The organism is Tolypothrix sp. VBCCA 56010, from assembly GCF_050875635.1.
In the GTDB taxonomy this organism is placed as follows: domain Bacteria; phylum Cyanobacteriota; class Cyanobacteriia; order Cyanobacteriales; family Nostocaceae; genus Hassallia.
Map to the genome: position 1 here is coordinate 1 of NZ_JBPAOH010000075.1, position 17,471 is coordinate 17,471.

The 17,471-nt window shown below is 41.1% G+C and carries 20 protein-coding genes and 1 pseudogene; 18 read left to right on the forward strand and 3 right to left on the reverse strand.

From position 1 onward, the window contains the following. The 11 genes and pseudogenes from AABK37_RS23235 to AABK37_RS23285 all read left to right on the forward strand — a co-directional run. Positions 1 to 763: pseudogene (locus AABK37_RS23235) on the forward strand (WD40 repeat domain-containing protein); the annotation flags it as partial. 40 nt (positions 764 to 803) lie between these two features. Beyond that, on the forward strand, positions 804 to 1,070 hold the full coding sequence (locus AABK37_RS23240) for a hypothetical protein (RefSeq protein ID WP_432553899.1): 267 nt from the start codon (positions 804 to 806) through the stop codon (positions 1,068 to 1,070). After that, a complete protein-coding gene (locus AABK37_RS23245; RefSeq protein WP_432553900.1) occupies positions 1,057 to 1,479 on the forward strand; it encodes a DUF6334 family protein in 423 nt (140 codons plus the stop codon). Before AABK37_RS23240 ends, AABK37_RS23245 begins: the two co-directional genes overlap by 14 nt. Positions 1,480 to 1,484: 5 nt before the next feature. Then, entirely contained in the window at positions 1,485 to 1,706 is a 222-nt protein-coding gene (locus tag AABK37_RS23250) for a hypothetical protein (protein WP_432553901.1), read from the forward strand. Next, positions 1,684 to 2,013 carry a type II toxin-antitoxin system PemK/MazF family toxin gene (locus tag AABK37_RS23255; RefSeq protein WP_432553902.1) on the forward strand — a complete coding sequence of 110 codons (330 nt, stop codon included), beginning with the start codon at positions 1,684 to 1,686 and terminating at the stop codon, positions 2,011 to 2,013. Before AABK37_RS23250 ends, AABK37_RS23255 begins: the two co-directional genes overlap by 23 nt. Before the next feature lie 105 nt (positions 2,014 to 2,118). Beyond that, complete coding sequence (locus AABK37_RS23260; protein ID WP_432553903.1) at positions 2,119 to 2,304, forward strand: hypothetical protein; 186 nt, start codon at positions 2,119 to 2,121, stop codon at positions 2,302 to 2,304. Next, positions 2,291 to 2,638 carry a type II toxin-antitoxin system PemK/MazF family toxin gene (locus AABK37_RS23265; RefSeq protein ID WP_432553904.1) on the forward strand — a complete coding sequence of 116 codons (348 nt, stop codon included), beginning with the start codon at positions 2,291 to 2,293 and terminating at the stop codon, positions 2,636 to 2,638. The genes AABK37_RS23260 and AABK37_RS23265 overlap by 14 nt, the downstream gene beginning before the upstream one ends. Positions 2,639 to 2,719: 81 nt before the next feature. After that, a complete protein-coding gene (locus tag AABK37_RS23270; RefSeq protein WP_432553905.1) occupies positions 2,720 to 2,974 on the forward strand; it encodes a hypothetical protein in 255 nt (84 codons plus the stop codon). After that, positions 2,955 to 3,374 (forward strand): type II toxin-antitoxin system VapC family toxin, encoded by a 420-nt coding sequence (locus AABK37_RS23275; RefSeq protein WP_432553906.1) that lies wholly within the window; start codon positions 2,955 to 2,957, stop codon positions 3,372 to 3,374. The genes AABK37_RS23270 and AABK37_RS23275 overlap by 20 nt, the downstream gene beginning before the upstream one ends. A gap of 61 nt (positions 3,375 to 3,435) precedes the next feature. Continuing rightward, positions 3,436 to 4,575 (forward strand): protein kinase domain-containing protein, encoded by a 1,140-nt coding sequence (locus AABK37_RS23280; protein ID WP_432553907.1) that lies wholly within the window; start codon positions 3,436 to 3,438, stop codon positions 4,573 to 4,575. Positions 4,576 to 4,679: 104 nt separating this feature from the next. Beyond that, a complete protein-coding gene (locus tag AABK37_RS23285; RefSeq protein WP_432553908.1) occupies positions 4,680 to 4,880 on the forward strand; it encodes a hypothetical protein in 201 nt (66 codons plus the stop codon). A gap of 39 nt (positions 4,881 to 4,919) precedes the next feature. Here AABK37_RS23285 and gndA read toward each other — a convergent pair whose 3' ends face one another. Further along, positions 4,920 to 6,347 carry an NADP-dependent phosphogluconate dehydrogenase gene (gene gndA, locus AABK37_RS23290; RefSeq protein ID WP_432553909.1) on the reverse strand — a complete coding sequence of 476 codons (1,428 nt, stop codon included), beginning with the start codon at positions 6,345 to 6,347 and terminating at the stop codon, positions 4,920 to 4,922. Positions 6,348 to 6,770: 423 nt separating this feature from the next. On the opposite strand from gndA, the gene AABK37_RS23295 reads away from it, so the two are divergent. Together AABK37_RS23295 and ileS are read left to right on the forward strand one after the other, a co-directional pair. Further along, positions 6,771 to 7,616, forward strand: coding sequence for a Ycf66 family protein (locus AABK37_RS23295; RefSeq protein WP_432553910.1), 846 nt, complete (start codon positions 6,771 to 6,773; stop codon positions 7,614 to 7,616). 283 nt (positions 7,617 to 7,899) lie between these two features. Beyond that, positions 7,900 to 10,773, forward strand: coding sequence for an isoleucine--tRNA ligase (gene ileS, locus AABK37_RS23300; protein ID WP_432553911.1), 2,874 nt, complete (start codon positions 7,900 to 7,902; stop codon positions 10,771 to 10,773). A 59-nt stretch (positions 10,774 to 10,832) separates the two neighbouring features. Here the strand turns inward: ileS and AABK37_RS23305 are convergent, their stop codons facing one another. After that, a complete protein-coding gene (locus tag AABK37_RS23305; RefSeq protein WP_432553912.1) occupies positions 10,833 to 11,717 on the reverse strand; it encodes a ParA family protein in 885 nt (294 codons plus the stop codon). A gap of 290 nt (positions 11,718 to 12,007) precedes the next feature. On the opposite strand from AABK37_RS23305, the gene AABK37_RS23310 reads away from it, so the two are divergent. From AABK37_RS23310 to AABK37_RS23320, 3 genes are all read left to right on the forward strand, one after another. Beyond that, entirely contained in the window at positions 12,008 to 13,390 is a 1,383-nt protein-coding gene (locus AABK37_RS23310) for an AAA family ATPase (protein ID WP_432553913.1), read from the forward strand. Next, positions 13,390 to 14,127 carry a ParB N-terminal domain-containing protein gene (locus tag AABK37_RS23315; RefSeq protein WP_432553914.1) on the forward strand — a complete coding sequence of 246 codons (738 nt, stop codon included), beginning with the start codon at positions 13,390 to 13,392 and terminating at the stop codon, positions 14,125 to 14,127. The genes AABK37_RS23310 and AABK37_RS23315 overlap by 1 nt, the downstream gene beginning before the upstream one ends. A 203-nt stretch (positions 14,128 to 14,330) precedes the next feature. Beyond that, on the forward strand, positions 14,331 to 14,477 hold the full coding sequence (locus AABK37_RS23320) for a hypothetical protein (protein WP_432553915.1): 147 nt from the start codon (positions 14,331 to 14,333) through the stop codon (positions 14,475 to 14,477). Here the strand turns inward: AABK37_RS23320 and AABK37_RS23325 are convergent. Next, positions 14,474 to 15,463: a glycosyltransferase family 2 protein gene (locus tag AABK37_RS23325; RefSeq protein WP_432553916.1), complete on the reverse strand. Its 990-nt coding sequence runs from the start codon at positions 15,461 to 15,463 to the stop codon at positions 14,474 to 14,476. The two genes, AABK37_RS23320 and AABK37_RS23325, sit on opposite strands and share 4 nt — an antisense overlap. Before the next feature lie 156 nt (positions 15,464 to 15,619). Between AABK37_RS23325 and AABK37_RS23330 the strand changes: the two genes are divergently transcribed. Further along, positions 15,620 to 16,837, forward strand: a complete 1,218-nt coding sequence (locus AABK37_RS23330; RefSeq protein WP_432553917.1) for a glycosyltransferase family 4 protein — start codon at positions 15,620 to 15,622, stop codon at positions 16,835 to 16,837. An 88-nt stretch (positions 16,838 to 16,925) separates the two neighbouring features. After that, the gene (locus AABK37_RS23335) at positions 16,926 to 17,096 is read left to right on the forward strand and encodes a hypothetical protein (RefSeq protein WP_432553918.1); all 171 of its coding nucleotides are present in this window, start codon (positions 16,926 to 16,928) and stop codon (positions 17,094 to 17,096) included. Positions 17,097 to 17,471 lie beyond the last annotated feature (375 nt).

Below are 17,471 nucleotides of genomic sequence, written 5' to 3' on the forward strand. Positions count from 1 at the left end.
GAATCTGACAACCGGACATGAAATCCGCACCCTCAAGGGGCATTCCGACCCGGTTTGTTCCGTCGCAATCAGCCCTGATGGTGAAACCGTTGCCAGTGGCAGTTTTGACAAGACTATTAAACTCTGGAATCTGACAACCGGACATGAAATCCGCACCCTCAAGGGGCATTCCGACCCGGTTTGTTCCGTCGCAATCAGCCCTGATGGTGAAACCGTTGCCAGTGGCAGTCTTGACAAGACTATTAAACTCTGGAATCTGACAACCGGACATGAAATCCGCACCCTCAAGGGGCATTCCCACTGTATTTATTCTATTGCCATAAGTCCCGATGGTAGCATTGTAGCCAGTAGCAGTGTTGACATGACTTTTTGGAATTTAGTAGCTGGAAGGGAGATCCGCACTTTCAAAAGGTATTTCAACTTGGTTTCTTCTGTTGCTTTTAGCCAGGATAGACAGACTCTTTTCAGTGGCAATAGTGACAAGACCATTAAACTCTGGAATATAACAACCGGACAGGAGATCCGTACCCTGACAGAGCATTCCGACTCGGTTCGTTGCGTTGCTTTCAGTCCCGATGGTGCAACCCTTGCCAGTGGCAGTGATGACAACAGCATCAAACTGTGGAATCTGGCAAATGGACAGGAAATCTGCACCCTGAGGGAGCATTCCGAGTCGGTTTATTCCGTTGCTTTCAGCCCCGATGGTATGACCCTTGCTAGTGGCGGTCTTGACAAAACTATCAATATTTGGCGGTGCGATTAAAAGGCATTATGTAAAAGGTACTTAAACAAAAGTCAACTCAATGGATGAGCGCGATGGAGTTAACCTAACGCCAGGTGGACTGAAAAAACTCGGCAATCTTGTTAATCTAAAAGATGATATTATCGCCGATGCAATTGGAGAGCGTGGGGGAGGGCAAAGTCAGGTTAATCAGTTACAAAGCGATTATCAAAATATGAAAGTTGGAGAATTAGCAAATCTTGCAGCCGAGGGAGACGAAGAAGCCGAAACTGCAATAAAAATTCTTAAACAAGCTAGAAAAAAACGTGAAAAATATGGCAATAGATGAATTCCCAATCGGAGAGACTTTAACAGCAGTCTCAATTATCGAAGACAAAGAATTTGCTAGCAATCAACTCTGCTTCGACCAAGTTCAACTATTTTTACAAAATACAACAATTACGCTATTACCAATAGCTGATACTGATGAAATAGAGATAAGACAGGAAAGTACTAATACTCCTTCTATAGTAAATACTCCATATTGGTGTAAATCTTTTGTTGGTAAAAAACTTATGACAATATGGATATGTGAAAACGACCAAGGTTATCGAGATCAGGTAATTTTTGCATTTGAGTATCTACGTCCGAGCATAGCTTTTGTTACAGAGGGTTCAGTTATCAAAGCATTCCGCTTCGAGCAAATCTACAAAATAAAAGCATCTGAAACTGACTTGCAGCACAGCCAAGTATCTTGAAAAATATGAAAAGTCAAGTAGTTAATCTCACTTACGAAATTGAACTTAAACCTGGAGAAAAGTTGACTCTACCTGAATCTTTGGTGGAAAGCTTGGGTGCAGGAAGTTGGATAATTACCATTCAACCAAAGTCGAATTCCCCTGTTATTACTCGCACTCATGATGCATTTTTAAAAGGCTACGCACCAGAAGACGAAGGACTCTATGACGACTATCCAACCGGGTGAATTTTGGGTAGCAGATATTCCTTATACAAGCGGTACTGGTTCTAAAAAGCGCCCAATACTTGTACTCTGGTTGGATGGAGACGACGTTGTTGCTGCAATAGTCACATCTGCAAAACCTCGCACACAAACTGACGTGTTACTTACTGATTGGCTAGCCAGTGGTCTGCGAGTGGCTTCAACTGTGGGTTTATCTCGATTGGACTGCTTAGAACAGTCTTTGTTACTGGCAAAAATCGGGCGAATTTCTCAAACAGATGCAGAGCAGTTGAAAAGAGTATGGGATATGTATATTAAACCTCAATTCTAGGATACCAAAAATAAATTAAAGCCAACTCAATGAATGAGCAGGATACTGCAAATCCCAAATGCTAAAATCGCTGTATCACAGAATGTCTAATGACGAGTATTGTTTATGACAGTGAATGTCAGTATTGAAGAAATTAAAGCGATGATTTCTCAGCTACCAGTTGAAGAACTTGTAGCACTGATGGCAGAGATTGAAGAAAGGCTCGAAACCGTGACAATGATGCAACTTGCCGAAACAGGATTTAATGAGTGGAATGACCCAGAAGAAGATATCTATAATGACGAAACCTAAACCATTGGAAATTTGGTTAGTTGGTTTCCCTTTTAGCGATTTAACTTCCACAAAACTTAGACCAGCCGTTGTTTTAGCAGTTCATCGAGAAGAGTTAATTATATTAGGTATTTACTCAAAAGTTCCTGCTGGTGAGTTGCGTGAAACTTGGGTGTTAATTTCAGACACACATTCTGAATTTCCACAAACAGGGCTGAAAAAGACATCTTTAATCAGGGCTGATAAAATTGCCACGGTCAATGAGTCGGTGTTTCAAAGGCAGTTAGGAATCTTGCCATCAGATATATTGACTTTGGTACAAGCAGCACTGAAAAAATCTCTTAATATTAGCTAGATAGAGCGATCGCTCTCTCACAGCTTGCGTTCTCCCAAATGCTAAAATCGCTGCATCACACATGCTCTCAAATCTTACCCCGTGGAAAAAATAGAATTGCAACTTGACGAAAAAACCCTTGAAAAAGCACGTTGGTTGGCAAAATCGCGCCATTGTGACTTGTCGCAACTAATAACATACGCCATTGATAAACTAGCGGTGACAGAACCGCCAAAAGACCGTTTGCTAGGACTTTATGCCGACGAGCCTGAGCTAATAGATGAGATACTTGAAGAAATCATGAGAGATCGGGCAGCACACCCATTAAATCAACGCTTTGGACAAAGTACTACTTGACACTGATATCTTTTCTGAGATTCTCAAAGGCATTAATCAGCGCGTTGCAATTAGAGCTTCGACTTATCGTAATGCCTTCGGTTGCTATACCATCTCGACTATCACAGTTTTGGAGATTGTCAAAGGCTGGCATAAGCGCCAACGCGAAGATAAAATACAGGAGTTATTTATTGAGATTGCCGCTGCTGAGGTGTTAACATTGCAACTTCCTGACGCGGAATTGGCAGGACGGATCTATGCAGATTTAGAACGGACGGGACAACCGATAGGACTTGCCGATTCTATGATTGCGGCGATCGCTATCCAAGATAACTTAACTTTAGTTACAGGTAATTTACCACATTACCAGAGAATTCAATCATTTGGTTACAGCCTGAAGCTGGATAATTGGCGAATATAAAATACACCCCTGATGGCAATAGCTGCGGCACAATAAAGACAGGTATCCCGAAATCCTCAACATGAGCTACTGTCTCAATCCCCGTTGTCCAAAACCCCAGAATCCTGATAATATCAAGTTTTGCCAAACTTGCGGTTCCAAATTACTCCTCAAAGACCGCTATCGTGCTATCAAACCGATAGGACAAGGTGGTTTTGGCATTACTTTTTTGGCAGTGGATGAGGATAAACCTTCAAAACCGCGTTGTGTAATTAAACAATTTTACCCCCAAGCGCAAGGCACTAACACCGTCCAAAAAGCCGTAGAGTTGTTTACCCAAGAAGCGATGCGCTTAGATGAATTGGGCAAACATCCGCAAATACCCGAACTATTAGCATATTTTACCCAAGACGATCGCCAGTTTCTCGTCCAAGAATTCATCGACGGGCAAAACCTCGCACAAGAACTAGCACAAAATGGCGCTTTCAACGAAACGCAAATACGGCAATTACTGAATGATTTATTAGCAGTGTTGCAATTTTGTCATCAAAGACAAGTTATTCATCGCGACATTAAGCCAGAAAATATTATTCGTCGTGCAAGTACTAACGAACTAGTATTAGTAGATTTTGGTGCAGCTAAAATTGCTAGTAACACCGCCTTAAATCAAACTGGTACAAGTATAGGAAGCCCCGAATATGTAGCACCAGAACAAATTAGAGGAAAAGCGATTTTTGCCAGCGACATCTACAGTTTAGGTGCAACTTGTGTTTGCTTATTAACAGCGCGATCGCCTTTTGACTCCTATGATATCAACAACGATACTTGGATTTGGCGGCAATACCTAAAAACTCCTGTAAACGAGCAGTTGGGAAAAGTCCTAGATAAAATGCTAGAAAGCATCCCCGTGCGTCGCTACCAAACAGTAGAAGAAGTTCTTAGAGATTTGAATCAACAGCCGCATATAGCCCCCACACCGCCGAAATCAGCAAAACCTGTAATTCAACCACCAGCATCTACACCTGCGGTTGTTACAAAAACTAACAGCCAAATCGATCTGGAATTAGAAGAAATGAAAACACAATTTCTTGGCGGTAGCAAACCTCAAAAAAACATAAATACACCATCACCGCAGCCAACATCTCAACCTTCTAGCAAAAGCCAAATAGATCAAGAACTAGAAGAATTAAAAAAGAAATATCTGGGAAATAATAATCCTTAAAATCATATCTTGCACCAGGCATCAACACCCTATAAGGGTGTCGCTATACGTACAAAGCCTACCTCCGTAGGCTATGCAAATCAGACGTTTTCTAGCCCACGCAGGTGGGCTTAGTTCGTTTAGCCCCAGGCTTCCAGCCTGAGGGCTTTAAGAATAAGTGTGAAAGGTTTGATTACCAATTCCCAATTCCCAATTCCCAATGCCCAATGCCCAATGCCCAATGCCCAATTACCTATTACCAATTCCCAATTCCCAAAAAGAAAGTGACCCTGAGTTTCAGAGTCACCTCAAATAAAACAGTCTGAACAATGCGTCACTTTCACAAAATGTAGAGACGTGAAAGCTTACTTAGTTTCCGCAATGGGCACCCATTCAGTGTGGAAAGTACCAGATTTATCAGTCCGCAAGTAAGTATGCGCTCCGAAGTAGTCGCGTTGTGCTTGAGTGAGATTTTGGGGTAAGCGATCGCGTCGATAGCTGTCAAAATAATCTAGTGACGCACTAAATGCCGGCACGGGAATACCCAATTTTGCTGCTGTCGCCAACACTTCCCGCCAAGCTGCTTGTCTGTCGAGAATCGTCTGCTTGAATTCCGGAGCCAACAACAGGTTAGGCAATTCTCGATTTTCGTCAAAAGCCTTCTTAATCTTATTCAAGAATCCAGCGCGAATAATACAGCCACCTTTCCAAATCCGCGCCATTTCGCCTAAATTCAAGTTAAAATTATACGCTTTGGAAGCTGTACTTAAAAGTGCCATTCCTTGAGCGTATGAGCAGATTTTCGAGCAATATAGAGCATCGCGCACCATATTGATAAAGCCCTGAGTCTGTCCGTCATACTTGCCAGTTGGACCAGTCAGAATCTTCGATGCTGCAACCCGCTCATCTTTAATCGAAGACATAATCCGCGCATTTACTGCCGCAGTGATTGTCGGAATGGCAACCCCCAATTCTAACGCAGTTTGCACAGTCCAGCGTCCTGTACCCTTTTGCCCTGCTGCGTCCACAATCAAATCCACCAAAGGTAAATTTGTATCAGGGTCAATGTAGGGGAAAATATTTGCCGTAATTTCAATCAAAAACGAATTGAGTTCATCGGTAGTGTTCCACTCAGCAAAAACTTCGTGTAGCTGATTATGGTCAAGACCGGCGGCATTTTTCAGCAAATCGTAAGCTTCAGCGATAAGTTGCATATCGCCGTACTCAATGCCGTTGTGTACCATTTTTACATAGTGACCGGCACCACCAGGACCAATGTAAGTTACGCAAGGACCATCATCAACTTGGGCGGCGATTTTCGTAAAAATTGGCGAAAGATACTGATAGGAACTTTCCGTACCTCCTGGCATGAGTGAAGGACCGTTTAGCGCTCCTTCTTCACCACCACTGACACCCATCCCAATAAACCGAAATCCGGCTGGTTCTAATTCTTTAGTGCGTCTTTCAGTATCTTCAAACCAAGAGTTGCCACCGTCAATAATAATGTCGCCTTCAGCCAGCAGAGGTTTTAGCTGGGCAATTACTGCATCCACTGGCTTACCAGCTTGCACCATCACCAAAATTCTGCGGGGACGTTCTAGAGACCCAACAAACTCTTCCAGGGTAAAGGCTGCTTTTACGTTTCTTCCTGGGGCACGCTGTGCCATGAAGGCATCAGTTTTCTCGCGTGAGCGGTTATAGACTGCAATTGGGAAGCCATTACGCTCGACATTTAGAGCGATGTTTTCACCCATAACGGCTAATCCAATCACACCAAAGCTTTGTAGTGTCATAAATTCTTTTGGCTAACTTTAGCAGATCCTTTTATCTTTAAGGGTAGTCCGAGATTTTCCCTTCTCTCCTAAAGAAGAGATTAAGAGTTCTTTAGGACTGCAAAAATTCACACTAACAATAGATAATTAATTTTAATTTGTATCTTAATCAACAATTCTCTCGCAAAATTTGCAAAATAAGTAGGGGCGGGGTTCCCCCGCCCATACAGTAAAGGTGGGGTTCCCCCGCCCGTACAGAAGTCAGGACAATCTGAACCATAAACAGATACAGTATTAAAGAGGTTTTGAATTTCTTTTCCCTTGTTCAAAGTAAATTCGCTTTCATTAACGAGTCATACGCTAGTCTCATAGAAAGTATTCTGGCTTCTGGCTCCTGACTTCTGAATTCACAAGTCAAATGACACAGTAAGGAGTAACCACAAAATGCTGGCATATGTCCTAGCTTTGGCGGTCGGTCTTGGTAGTTTAGCCATTTATTTAGCGGCTTTCTTTTTCCCGGAAATCCATCGCAAGAATGACTTTATTTGGAGTGGAGTAGGATTTTTCTACGCATTAGTATTATGGGTGTTTGCCCGACGCATTACTGGGGGTCTTTTACTTGGTCATGTGGCTAGTGTGGCGCTTTTGGGTTGGTCGATAACGCAAACTCTGTCACTACGTCGGCAAGTGACACCAAAAACGCAACAAACCCCGATCCCCAGTACAGAAGCGGTGACAAATACCATTGAAAATCAAGCTTCTAATATCTCACTTCCACAGCGGCTTGCCCAAATGCAAAAAGGCTTTGGCAACATTTTCTCTGGAGTGAAAGATAAAGCACAACAAACTTTAAATAAAAAGACTCCGCAAACAACTTCTGCACCTACAAGCAAAACTCCTGTTGAGGTTGTTGACAAACGAACCCCCATACCAAAACAAGCTGTAACCACTCCCACAACTTCTGACATCGCTACAGAACAAGCTGTAACCACTCCCACAACTTCTGACATCGCTACAGAACAAGCTGTAACCACTCCCACAACTTCTGACATCGCTACAGAACAAGCTGTAACCACTACAGACACTGAAGCAAAAAGCGAAACTCCCCAAGCAATTCCTCCTCACCCCCCAGCACCCGAATTAGTAGAAGCAGCCAAAGAAGCTGCTGTTGCTGAAGAAGCTGCTGTTGCTGAATTAGCAAAAATTCCGATGGAAGAAATGGCTCCCGATGCCGTACTTGCTCCCCCAGCAGAAGAACCGACGGATACGCCAAACGAAGGAATTAGATAATTCGTAGTAGAGACGCGACGGCAGGTGCTTCAACGGAGGGAACCTCCGCAACGCACTGCCTCAAATTTCGCGTCTCTACAAAAAGCGCTAAAGCGCTCACTACAAAATGAGTGACAATATACTACAATAGAAAAAAGTAGAATACATTAGCATGAAGGGGCTAGGGGCTAGGGGCTAGAAAAGATATTATTATGGCAGCTCTATTTTTTGACAGTACTCAATCCCCAGTCCCCAGTCCCTAGTCCAAGCGTCCCTACTTTATTATTCTTTGAAAATCAGCACCGTGACAGAAACTGGAAGCTACAAAGATACTGTAAACCTGCCCAAAACTAACTTTGATATGCGGGCAAACGCTGTCAAGCGTGAACCGGAAATCCAAAAATTTTGGTCAGAAAACAAAATTTACGATCGCCTGTCTCAAGAAAATCCAGGCGACTTATTTATACTGCTTGATGGACCACCCTACGCTAATGGTGCGCTGCATATTGGACATGCTTTAAATAAAATTCTCAAAGACATTATTAATCGCTACCAGCTGTTGCGTGGGCGTAAAGTTCGCTACGTCCCAGGTTGGGACTGTCACGGTTTGCCGATTGAATTGAAAGTTTTGCAGAACATGAAATCGGCAGAACGGCAAAATTTGACACCTTTAAAACTGCGACAAAAAGCAAAAGAATTCGCCCTCGCTGCCGTAGATGACCAGCGTAAAAATTTTAAACGTTACGGTGTTTGGGGCGACTGGGATCATCCTTATTTAACTTTGAAGCCGGAATATGAAGCGGCGCAAATCGGTGTCTTCGGTGAGATGGTGTTAAAAGGCTACATCTATCGCGGTTTGAAGCCGGTGCATTGGAGTCCCAGTTCTCATACCGCTTTGGCTGAAGCTGAATTGGAATATCCAGAAGGACACACCTCGCGGAGTATCTATGCCGCTTTCCCGATGGTGAGTCTCTCAGAAGGGGTGAAAGCTGCGTTGGGTGAGTTTTTGCCAGAATTAACTGTGGCTATCTGGACGACGACACCTTGGACTATTCCAGGAAATTTGGCGGTAGCGCTAAATCCTGACCTCAATTATGCCGTGGTGGAAGTCTCACGCAAAGACGCAAAGACGCAAAGATATCTTATTGTGGCTGCTGAGTTGGTGGAACGCTTATCAGCAACTTTGGGAACTGAGTTGACGGTGAAAGCCACAGTTAAAGGAAAAGATTTAGAACATTCTACTTACCGTCACCCGCTATACGATCGCCAAAGTCCGATTGTGATTGGCGGTGATTATGTTACTACTGAGTCGGGTACTGGGTTGGTACATACCGCACCCGGTCACGGTCAAGAAGACTACATCGTGGGGCAGCGTTATGGTTTGCCTATTCTCGCGCCGGTTGATGATAATGGCAATTTTACCTCTGAGGCGGGACAGTTTGCAGGGTTGAATGTGCTGGGTGATGGAAATCAGGCGGTGATTGATGCTTTGACAGAAGCGGGTTCTTTGTTGAAAGAGGAACCTTACCAGCATAAATATCCTTACGATTGGCGGACGAAAAAGCCAACGATTTTCCGCGCTACCGAACAATGGTTTGCTTCGGTGGAGGGATTTCGGGAAGAAGCGTTGAAGGCGATCGCTTCGGTAAAATGGATTCCCGCACAAGGCGAAAATCGCATCACCCCAATGGTTGCGGAACGTTCTGATTGGTGTATTTCCCGTCAGCGCAGTTGGGGTGTACCAATTCCGGTTTTCTACGATGAAGCAACTAACGAACCGCTGCTAAATGCGGAAACCATCGCTTATGTTCAAGCAATTATCGCCGAAAAAGGTTCTGATGCTTGGTGGGAATTGTCGGTAGAAGAATTATTACCAGAACAGTATCGCAATAACGGTAAATCTTACCGTAAAGGTACTGATACAATGGATGTCTGGTTTGATTCTGGGTCATCTTGGGCGGCTGTAGCCAAGCAGCGTCCAGAATTGCGCTACCCTGCTGATATGTATCTGGAAGGTACTGACCAACATCGCGGTTGGTTTCAATCGAGTTTGCTTACTAGTGTAGCAATTAATGGTATCGCACCTTACAAAAGTGTATTAACTCACGGTTTTACATTAGATGAACAAGGACGCAAGCAAAGTAAATCTTTGGGCAATGTGATCGATCCAGCAATCATCATTGAAGGTGGGAAAAATCAAAAAGAAGAACCCCCCTATGGTGCTGACGTTTTGCGCTTGTGGGTGTCGTCGGTAGACTATACCTCTGACCAGCGGATTGGAAAAAATATCCTCAAGCAACTTGGTGATGTACGGCAAAAAATTCGCAATACGGCGCGGTTTTTGTTAGGTAATTTGCACGACTTTGACCCGGAGAAAGATGCAATACCTTTTGAGGAATTGCCAGAACTTGACCGTTACATGCTGCATCGCATGACGGAAGTTTTTGCTGAGGTGACGGAAGCGTTTGACAGTTTCCAATTCTTCCGCTTTTTCCAAACGGTGCAAAATTTCTGCGTGGTGGATTTATCCAACTTTTATTTAGATGCTGCTAAAGATAGATTGTACATCAGTGCAAGTGATGCTTTCCGGCGTCGCAGTTGTCAAACGGTGTTGCAGGTAGCTTTGGAAAATTTAGCACGAGCGATCGCACCGGTGTTATCCCACATGGCAGAGGACATCTGGCAATATCTCCCTTATAAAACGCCTTACAAATCGGTGTTTGAAGCAGGCTGGGTGCAAGTAGAGCAAAAATGGCACAATCCCGAATTAGCTCAATTGTGGCAACAAATTCGGCAAATCCGCACGGATGTAAATAAGGTGTTGGATACTGCCAGGGCAGAAAAGATGATTGGCGCTCCCTTAGAAGCGAAAGTTTTGCTATATATTGCTCCAGAGCAATTGCGTACTTCAGTAAAAGCACTGAATCCGAATGTTGGTAACGGTGTAGATGAGTTACGCTATTTATTTATCACCTCGCAAGTGGAAGTGTTGGATACTCCGGAAGCATTGCAAAAGCTGAAATACAACTTGCAGTCTGATGCATGGGGAATTGGGGTAGTAGATGCAGAGGGCGAAAAATGCGATCGCTGCTGGAATTATTCTACTCATGTAGGAGAATCAACAAAACATCCTTTAATTTGCGATCGGTGTGTCGCAGCCCTAGCAGGCAAATTTTAATCGTAGGGGCGGGGTTTACCCGCCCATATCGGGTTTCCCATGCCCCATGCCCAACAAATTTAAAGCTTTTGCAACAACTCCTGAGTTAATTGCATAAATGCTTTAGATCCCGCTGAGTTCGGATTACTTAAAACAACCGGCATAAAACTATCAACAGCCTTGGCAACATTTATATCAACGGGAATCTGCGCCTTACAAATTTTTTCCACGCCAAAATCTTCAACTACACGATGCATTACTTGTTTGTAATATCTGCCATTGAGAATGTTGCTGCTTAACATACTGAATACAATTCCCAGCATTTTTATATTAATTTTTGCCTCATGTTCGTGACTGTCTTTTAATTGGGCAATGCGTCTTTCTAGTAGTTGAATACCGACTACAGATAAAGGTTCTGGTTTTGCAGGAAGTATGTAGAAATCACTGCAAGCTAAAGCGCTACGAGTTAAAAGATTATAGCCTGGGGCACAATCCAAAAGGATAAAATCATATTCTTGGCGAATCGGTTCTAAAATTTTACTTAACAAGACTCTTTCAAAGCGATTCCAAATAGTTTCAAAGTCTTGTTCTCCTAAAGTAACTGCTTGTTGATGCAGCATTTCGGAAATGACAAATTCATCATACAAATCAATATCTCCGGGTAAGATATCGAGATTTGAAAGATTGCAAACGCCGGAGTGAATAATATCGTGAATCCCCTGTTTTGGGTTTGGCTGTGGATTGATAATTTGGTCTATCAGATATCTAAATGTCAGTGATTGTTTGCGACGTTTGGCAAACTCCAGTGGTGGCATCAGACTGAGTGTGGCGCTAATTTGGGCATCTAAATCAAGCACAAGTACCCGTTTGCCATGATTTTTCGCCAAACAAGTAGCCAAATTGACCGTGAGGGTAGTTTTGCCCACACCACCTTTCATATTTGCGGTTGCAATTATATATCCCATTAGTTAAGTCCTCTGATAACGCATTTTCATTTAGGTAGCGTACATGTCTAGTTATCGATTGAAAATTTTTGCTTAATTTAAGATTTGGCGATACTCAAAAGAGTATGTAAAGCGATATTTCCGTCAGATTATAGCAGGGTAGGGGAATTGATCGGGCGATATCACCCGTTAATTTCCTAAGCATTTATACTAATCAACATATAAGTTATTTTTATTACACGATATTAACGAGCCTAAGCCATAATCAATAAAGTATCAAATTATTTATAATTAATTGAGGTAAAAACAGATTGGTGTTTAATCCTGAGCTTTGCCGCAACGAAAGCGAAGTTGAAAGCAAGCTTATCGTTCAATATTTGCTACCAGAGCTAGGGTATACTTCTGACAGCTGGTATCAAGAGGTTGCCGTCGGTAGTATCCGTTTAGACTTTTTAGCATTTGCCGCACAAGTCATCCCCTTTGTCTTAGATGCCAACTCACCCTTGAGTGTCGTCATGGAGGCAAAGCACCCAAAGCAAAACTTAAATAATCATGTTCCCCGACTGAGGCATTATTTAACAAGCTTGAATGTCAGATATGGACTGCTAACTAATGGCAAAGAAATCAGAATTTATCAAAAAGTCCAAGATGATATTCAGCTATTTTTTCAATGTTCTGGTAAAGATGTTGAGATAAAAATAGAGCAAATTAAAGATTTAATTGGCAGAAATAGTTTAGGAGAAAAACAGAGAATCAGTCAGTCAGACACTCAAATATCTCAAACTCCTCAGGTCAACATTAAATCTTTTACTCAAAATAGTTATGAGCAAAATAAAATGAAAATAATTGCGGTTTATCACAATAAAGGTGGCGTTGGTAAGACAACAACTGTAGTTAACCTTGCTGCTGCTATTAGAAAAAAGGGCAAAAGAGTTTTGCTAATTGACTTAGATAGTCAAGCAAATACTACATTTGCCACAGGTTTAATCAAATTTGATGATGAAGAATTTGATGATATCAAAGACTCTAATGTTCTTCATGTATTACAATCAGAAGAATTTTATCCTATATTGGAAGTAGTAAGAAAATCTAATTTTAGTAATCCAGAGATTGATGTTGTTCCTGCACACATTAATTTGATGAAGAATGAAACTGATTTAAATGCTCTTGATTACAGCAGGCTGATACTCATTGAAAAACTAGAGCAAGTAGGGGATAAATATGATGTGGTACTTCTTGATACACCGCCTTCTTTAAACCTTTATGCAAGAATTGCCTTGATAGCAGCAGATTACCTGATCATTCCATCTGACCTGAAACCTTTTGCAAATCAAGGATTGATAAATGTTAAAGAATTTATTAAAGCTGTTAATGGATTTAGAAAGCAGATAAGAAAATTACCCATTGAAATACTAGGTGTTCTTGCTTGTAAAATCTCAACTAACAACCAATTTATCAAACATACTTTGCCTAAACGCATAGAGACTATTACAACACGATATGGTCTTGATGTAATGGATACCATTATTTATGAGAGAGATGATTTAGCTAAATGTGCAGAGAAAATTCAGCTAATTGGAAACATGGAAATAGCTGATCCTGTGTCGGTGCTTGATTTTAAACGTGACTCAACTTCTGCACAAGAATTTGAGGTACTAGCAAAAGAAGTATTACAAAAAATAGGAATGGCTTAATGAAACTATCTACTTCACTTGTTGCTGTCAAGAAAATTACTTCTAATAAGCCTCGCTCAAGTTTTCCTAATGATGAACTGGAACAAGCAGCTAAGTTAATTTTAGAATCTGAAGGAGTTATTAACCCCATAGTGGTTCGTAGAACCAGTCTCCAATCTTATGAGGTAGTAGATGGAGACTTTGAGTATTATGCTGCTACCAGAGCTAGAGAAATAGACTCTCGCAAAGGTGAGATGATTGGAGTATTTATTGTTGAACCTGAAAATGAGGAGTCTATTACAAAGCAAGTCGAATTGTTGAGAAAGTCAAATGTAGTTTTTTCCAACAATGTATATCCTGTTTCAGATAGCAAAGAATCGATTTTAAGGAATATTGAATTACGGATGACAAACACAGAAGCTAGGGTGACAAACGTAGAATCACGGTTTGATAATCGTATTAATGAATTACAGGCAGACTTTAAGCATGAAGTTAAAACAATTAATGAAAGGCTGAATGAGATTGAAAACCGAATTCCCAGACAAATTGAACCATTAGAGGCACTTAATACCCTGAGTTTATCAGAACTTACCTCTAAATTGAAAAGGGTAAATGTCAACAGTAAAATAATTGAAAAAATAATTAGCGATCGCGAAAAAGTAGGTAAGTTTAAATCTTTTAGTAATGTAGTTGAACGTATTAAAGGATTAGGCGAAAAAACCCTGCTAAAAATTATTGATAGCTTTTCTGAACTATAAGTTAATTGATAACGTGCGTTAAGCCCGTCTAACGCACTACTTAGCACACGTCTTTGCATCTATCAGCCAAAAGTCGCAGTCATGGCATCTAAATTGCTTTAACTCTTGCTACACTATTCGTTATCAGTCAACTTAAATCAAACTCAACTTCTCAACATACTCCAAGTATTCCGCAAATTAAGTAATAGAGTACGCTATTGCCAGTGTCACGCACCCTACTTCACGCTGCTACGAGTGGGCGATCGCCAGATCCCCGCAACCCCACCGGCAACTCTAATCCAGTCCAAGCCTTAACAGTAGAAAAAGACTTTACTGCCAAAATTGGCGATCGCCTTTTTCACACTTTTTAATTAGCAGCTTCTCGCACTTTTTCAGCGTAGTTTTTCGGACGAACTTTTCGCAAGCTTTGTAAAGTTAATTGCCGCCAATTAGTAGGTAAATAAGATAAAATTAAACCAAAAGTTTCTTTGCGAGAATATCCTAAAACCTGACTTGATTCTTTTAACAGCTTCCGTCCCTCCTTCGTCTCGCCATTTTCAATTAGCCTTAAAGCCAAAGCTTGCTTGATTCCCGCAAGTTTGCTTATGCGGATGTTTTCTAATTTGGTATCGGTAAATTTATAACTATTGAGACATAAAAGTTTGGCTTTCAAAAAGTGAATATTTTGTTTGAGGCTGGTTTGACCACCATGCATTCGATATTCCATTAAAAATTCTGGCAGAAAATATCCTTGCTTTTGGGCGATCGCTAACCGCACCAATAAATCAAAATCTTCACATCCATCAGCTTCCGGACGCATAAAATTAACTTCTTGCAGACAACCAAGCCGAAACAGCGTTGAACCTACTTGCAAACTTTGGTGTACGAAAGTTTCCTTAAGCAAATCAGGAATTACTCCTTTTTTCAGCCTGTCTTTTCCCCACTTGGCAGAATTTTCATTTGTTGCTGATTCACTTCTTTCGTTTTTCTGATTGATAATCCAGTGATTGGTACAAACAAAATCTACGTTTTGTTCAGCTTCTAATACACTAACAGTTTTCTCTAAAAACTCAGGTGTGAGAGCATCATCATCGTCGAATTTTATAAAGTAAGTTCCATTAGCAGCTTCAAAACCAGAGCGCATATTCCGACTACGCCCACCATTTACAGCCTGTCTGATATAACGAATTCGCGGATCGTTCCATTGATTTACTATTAAAGAAGTCTCATCAGTAGAACCATCATCACAAATAATTATTTCATAATCTGTATAGGTTTGTGCAAGTACGCTATTGACTGCGTAAGTTAGAAAATTGGCTCGATTGTAAGTGGGAATGCAAACACTAACTTTTGGCATAATTTTAAAAAACAATATTGTCCAGAGTATGATTACGGATATTCTATTATGCAAAATCCGTTATATGGGCATAGTTCTGATGACATAAACTATTGACTAAGGTCATTGTATATATATCATCCGTATACTTGGTATTATTCCCAGATAATTAACTGTATGAACATCTTAATGCTATCTTCGACATTTCCCTATCCACCAACACAAGGGGGAACCCAGGTAAGGACGTTTAATTTACTCAAGTATCTCAGTCAACGTCATGCTATTACTTTAGTGACGCAACGCGATCGCGATGTCACAGATGCAGAAATAGCCGGATTACGGGATTGTGTGGATAATCTTGTCGTTTTTGACCGCCCCGCCGATTCTGGCACCGCCACAGGTATACTAAAAAAAATCCAGCGTTTCAGCACATTTCTAAATCAAGGGACACCACCAAGTGTCTTAAACCGCTACTCAGTTGAAATGCAAAACTGGATTGATAACTTTGTACAAGCAGGGAAATGTGATGTAATTACCTGCGAACATAGCGTTAATGAAATTTATATTCGTCCTCATTTTCAGAAACAGGTGCGGACTTTAGTTGATGTTCATAGTTCTGTTTACGGCACTTGTCTTAACCAACTAGAAAATGGCATTTCTGAAAATCAACTCAGAGATAAAATTAATTTACCGCTTTTGCGTCGTTATGAACAAAACTACTGTTCTAAATTTTCGGTAATTGTAGTAACAACCGAAGAAGATAAAATTCAATTACAAAAATTTGCACCGAATACAGAAATTACAGTTATTCCCAACGGTGTAGATTTAGTTTCCTTTCCCAACCGCAGCAACGATCCGGGGGGACAGCACTTAATTTTTATTGGTGCAATGGATAACTTAGCAAACATTGATGCTGTTTGCTTTTTTAGTAACGAAGTTTTGCCAGAAATTCAAAAACGTTACCCAAATACTACTTTTGATATTGTCGGTTCTCGTCCGACAGCAGAAGTTTTAGCACTTAAGGATAAACCAGGAATTACTGTCACTGGGCGCGTACCTTCGATGGTAGAATACTTACATAAAGCCACAGTCTGCGTTGTGTCGATGCGGACGGGTTTTGGCATTAAAAATAAAACTTTAGAAGCAATGGCAGCAGGTGTGCCGATAGTAGCAAGCGATCGCGGTTTAGAAGGGCTATCCGTAGATACTTCCAGTGTACCATTACGTGCATTACGAGCAAATAACCCAGCAGAATACGTCACCGCTATTAGTCAACTATTTGATAATCCACAACTGCGAGACGAATTATCTCGCAATGCTAGACAACTAGTAGAAACGGAGTTTACTTGGGAAACTGCCGGTAAACTTTATGAACAAGTTTGTCTTGCAAAATAAAAGTGAAGAGTTATGAGTTATGAGTTATGAGTTATAAATTCTCCTAATTCCTAACTCCTAACTCCTAACTCCTAACTCCTAACTTTAAATGTATTACTGTTCCATTGAAGGTGCGGCAAAAACTCTGCTAGATATTGGAATACGCGGATTAGATTTAGTTGCAGGTATGGCGTTGCTAGAAGCAATTGGTTTATTATTAGTAGAATTAGCCGAATTACTAGATGTAGTTGATGTATTTGTATCTCCGGTAGGTGATTGAGAAGATACAGGAATAATATTATTAGGATTTTCACTCTTTGATTTTACTGGAGTTTGCGCTTTGCATGGAATAACAAGCCAAGCGGAATTGGCTACTAAAGCAAGCGCTAGCAGATTACGGATATATTGATTCATGCTAATTGCGAAGATTTTTTAAACTTATTTAAGATGAGAAGAGTGTTTTTGATTGCTTTTCAAATGAATCATTGCGTTGTCAAGCAATAATTTCATTGCAAAGTCTTAGCCTGTTAAGCTAGTAGATGCAGTCTAAAAAGATACGTTTTGCAACAGAATCTTCCAGCGCAACTATCAATAATTTACTTTCAACTGTATGTTTGAGAATAGAGAGATTGTACTGAATTTTATTTTTTAGGAG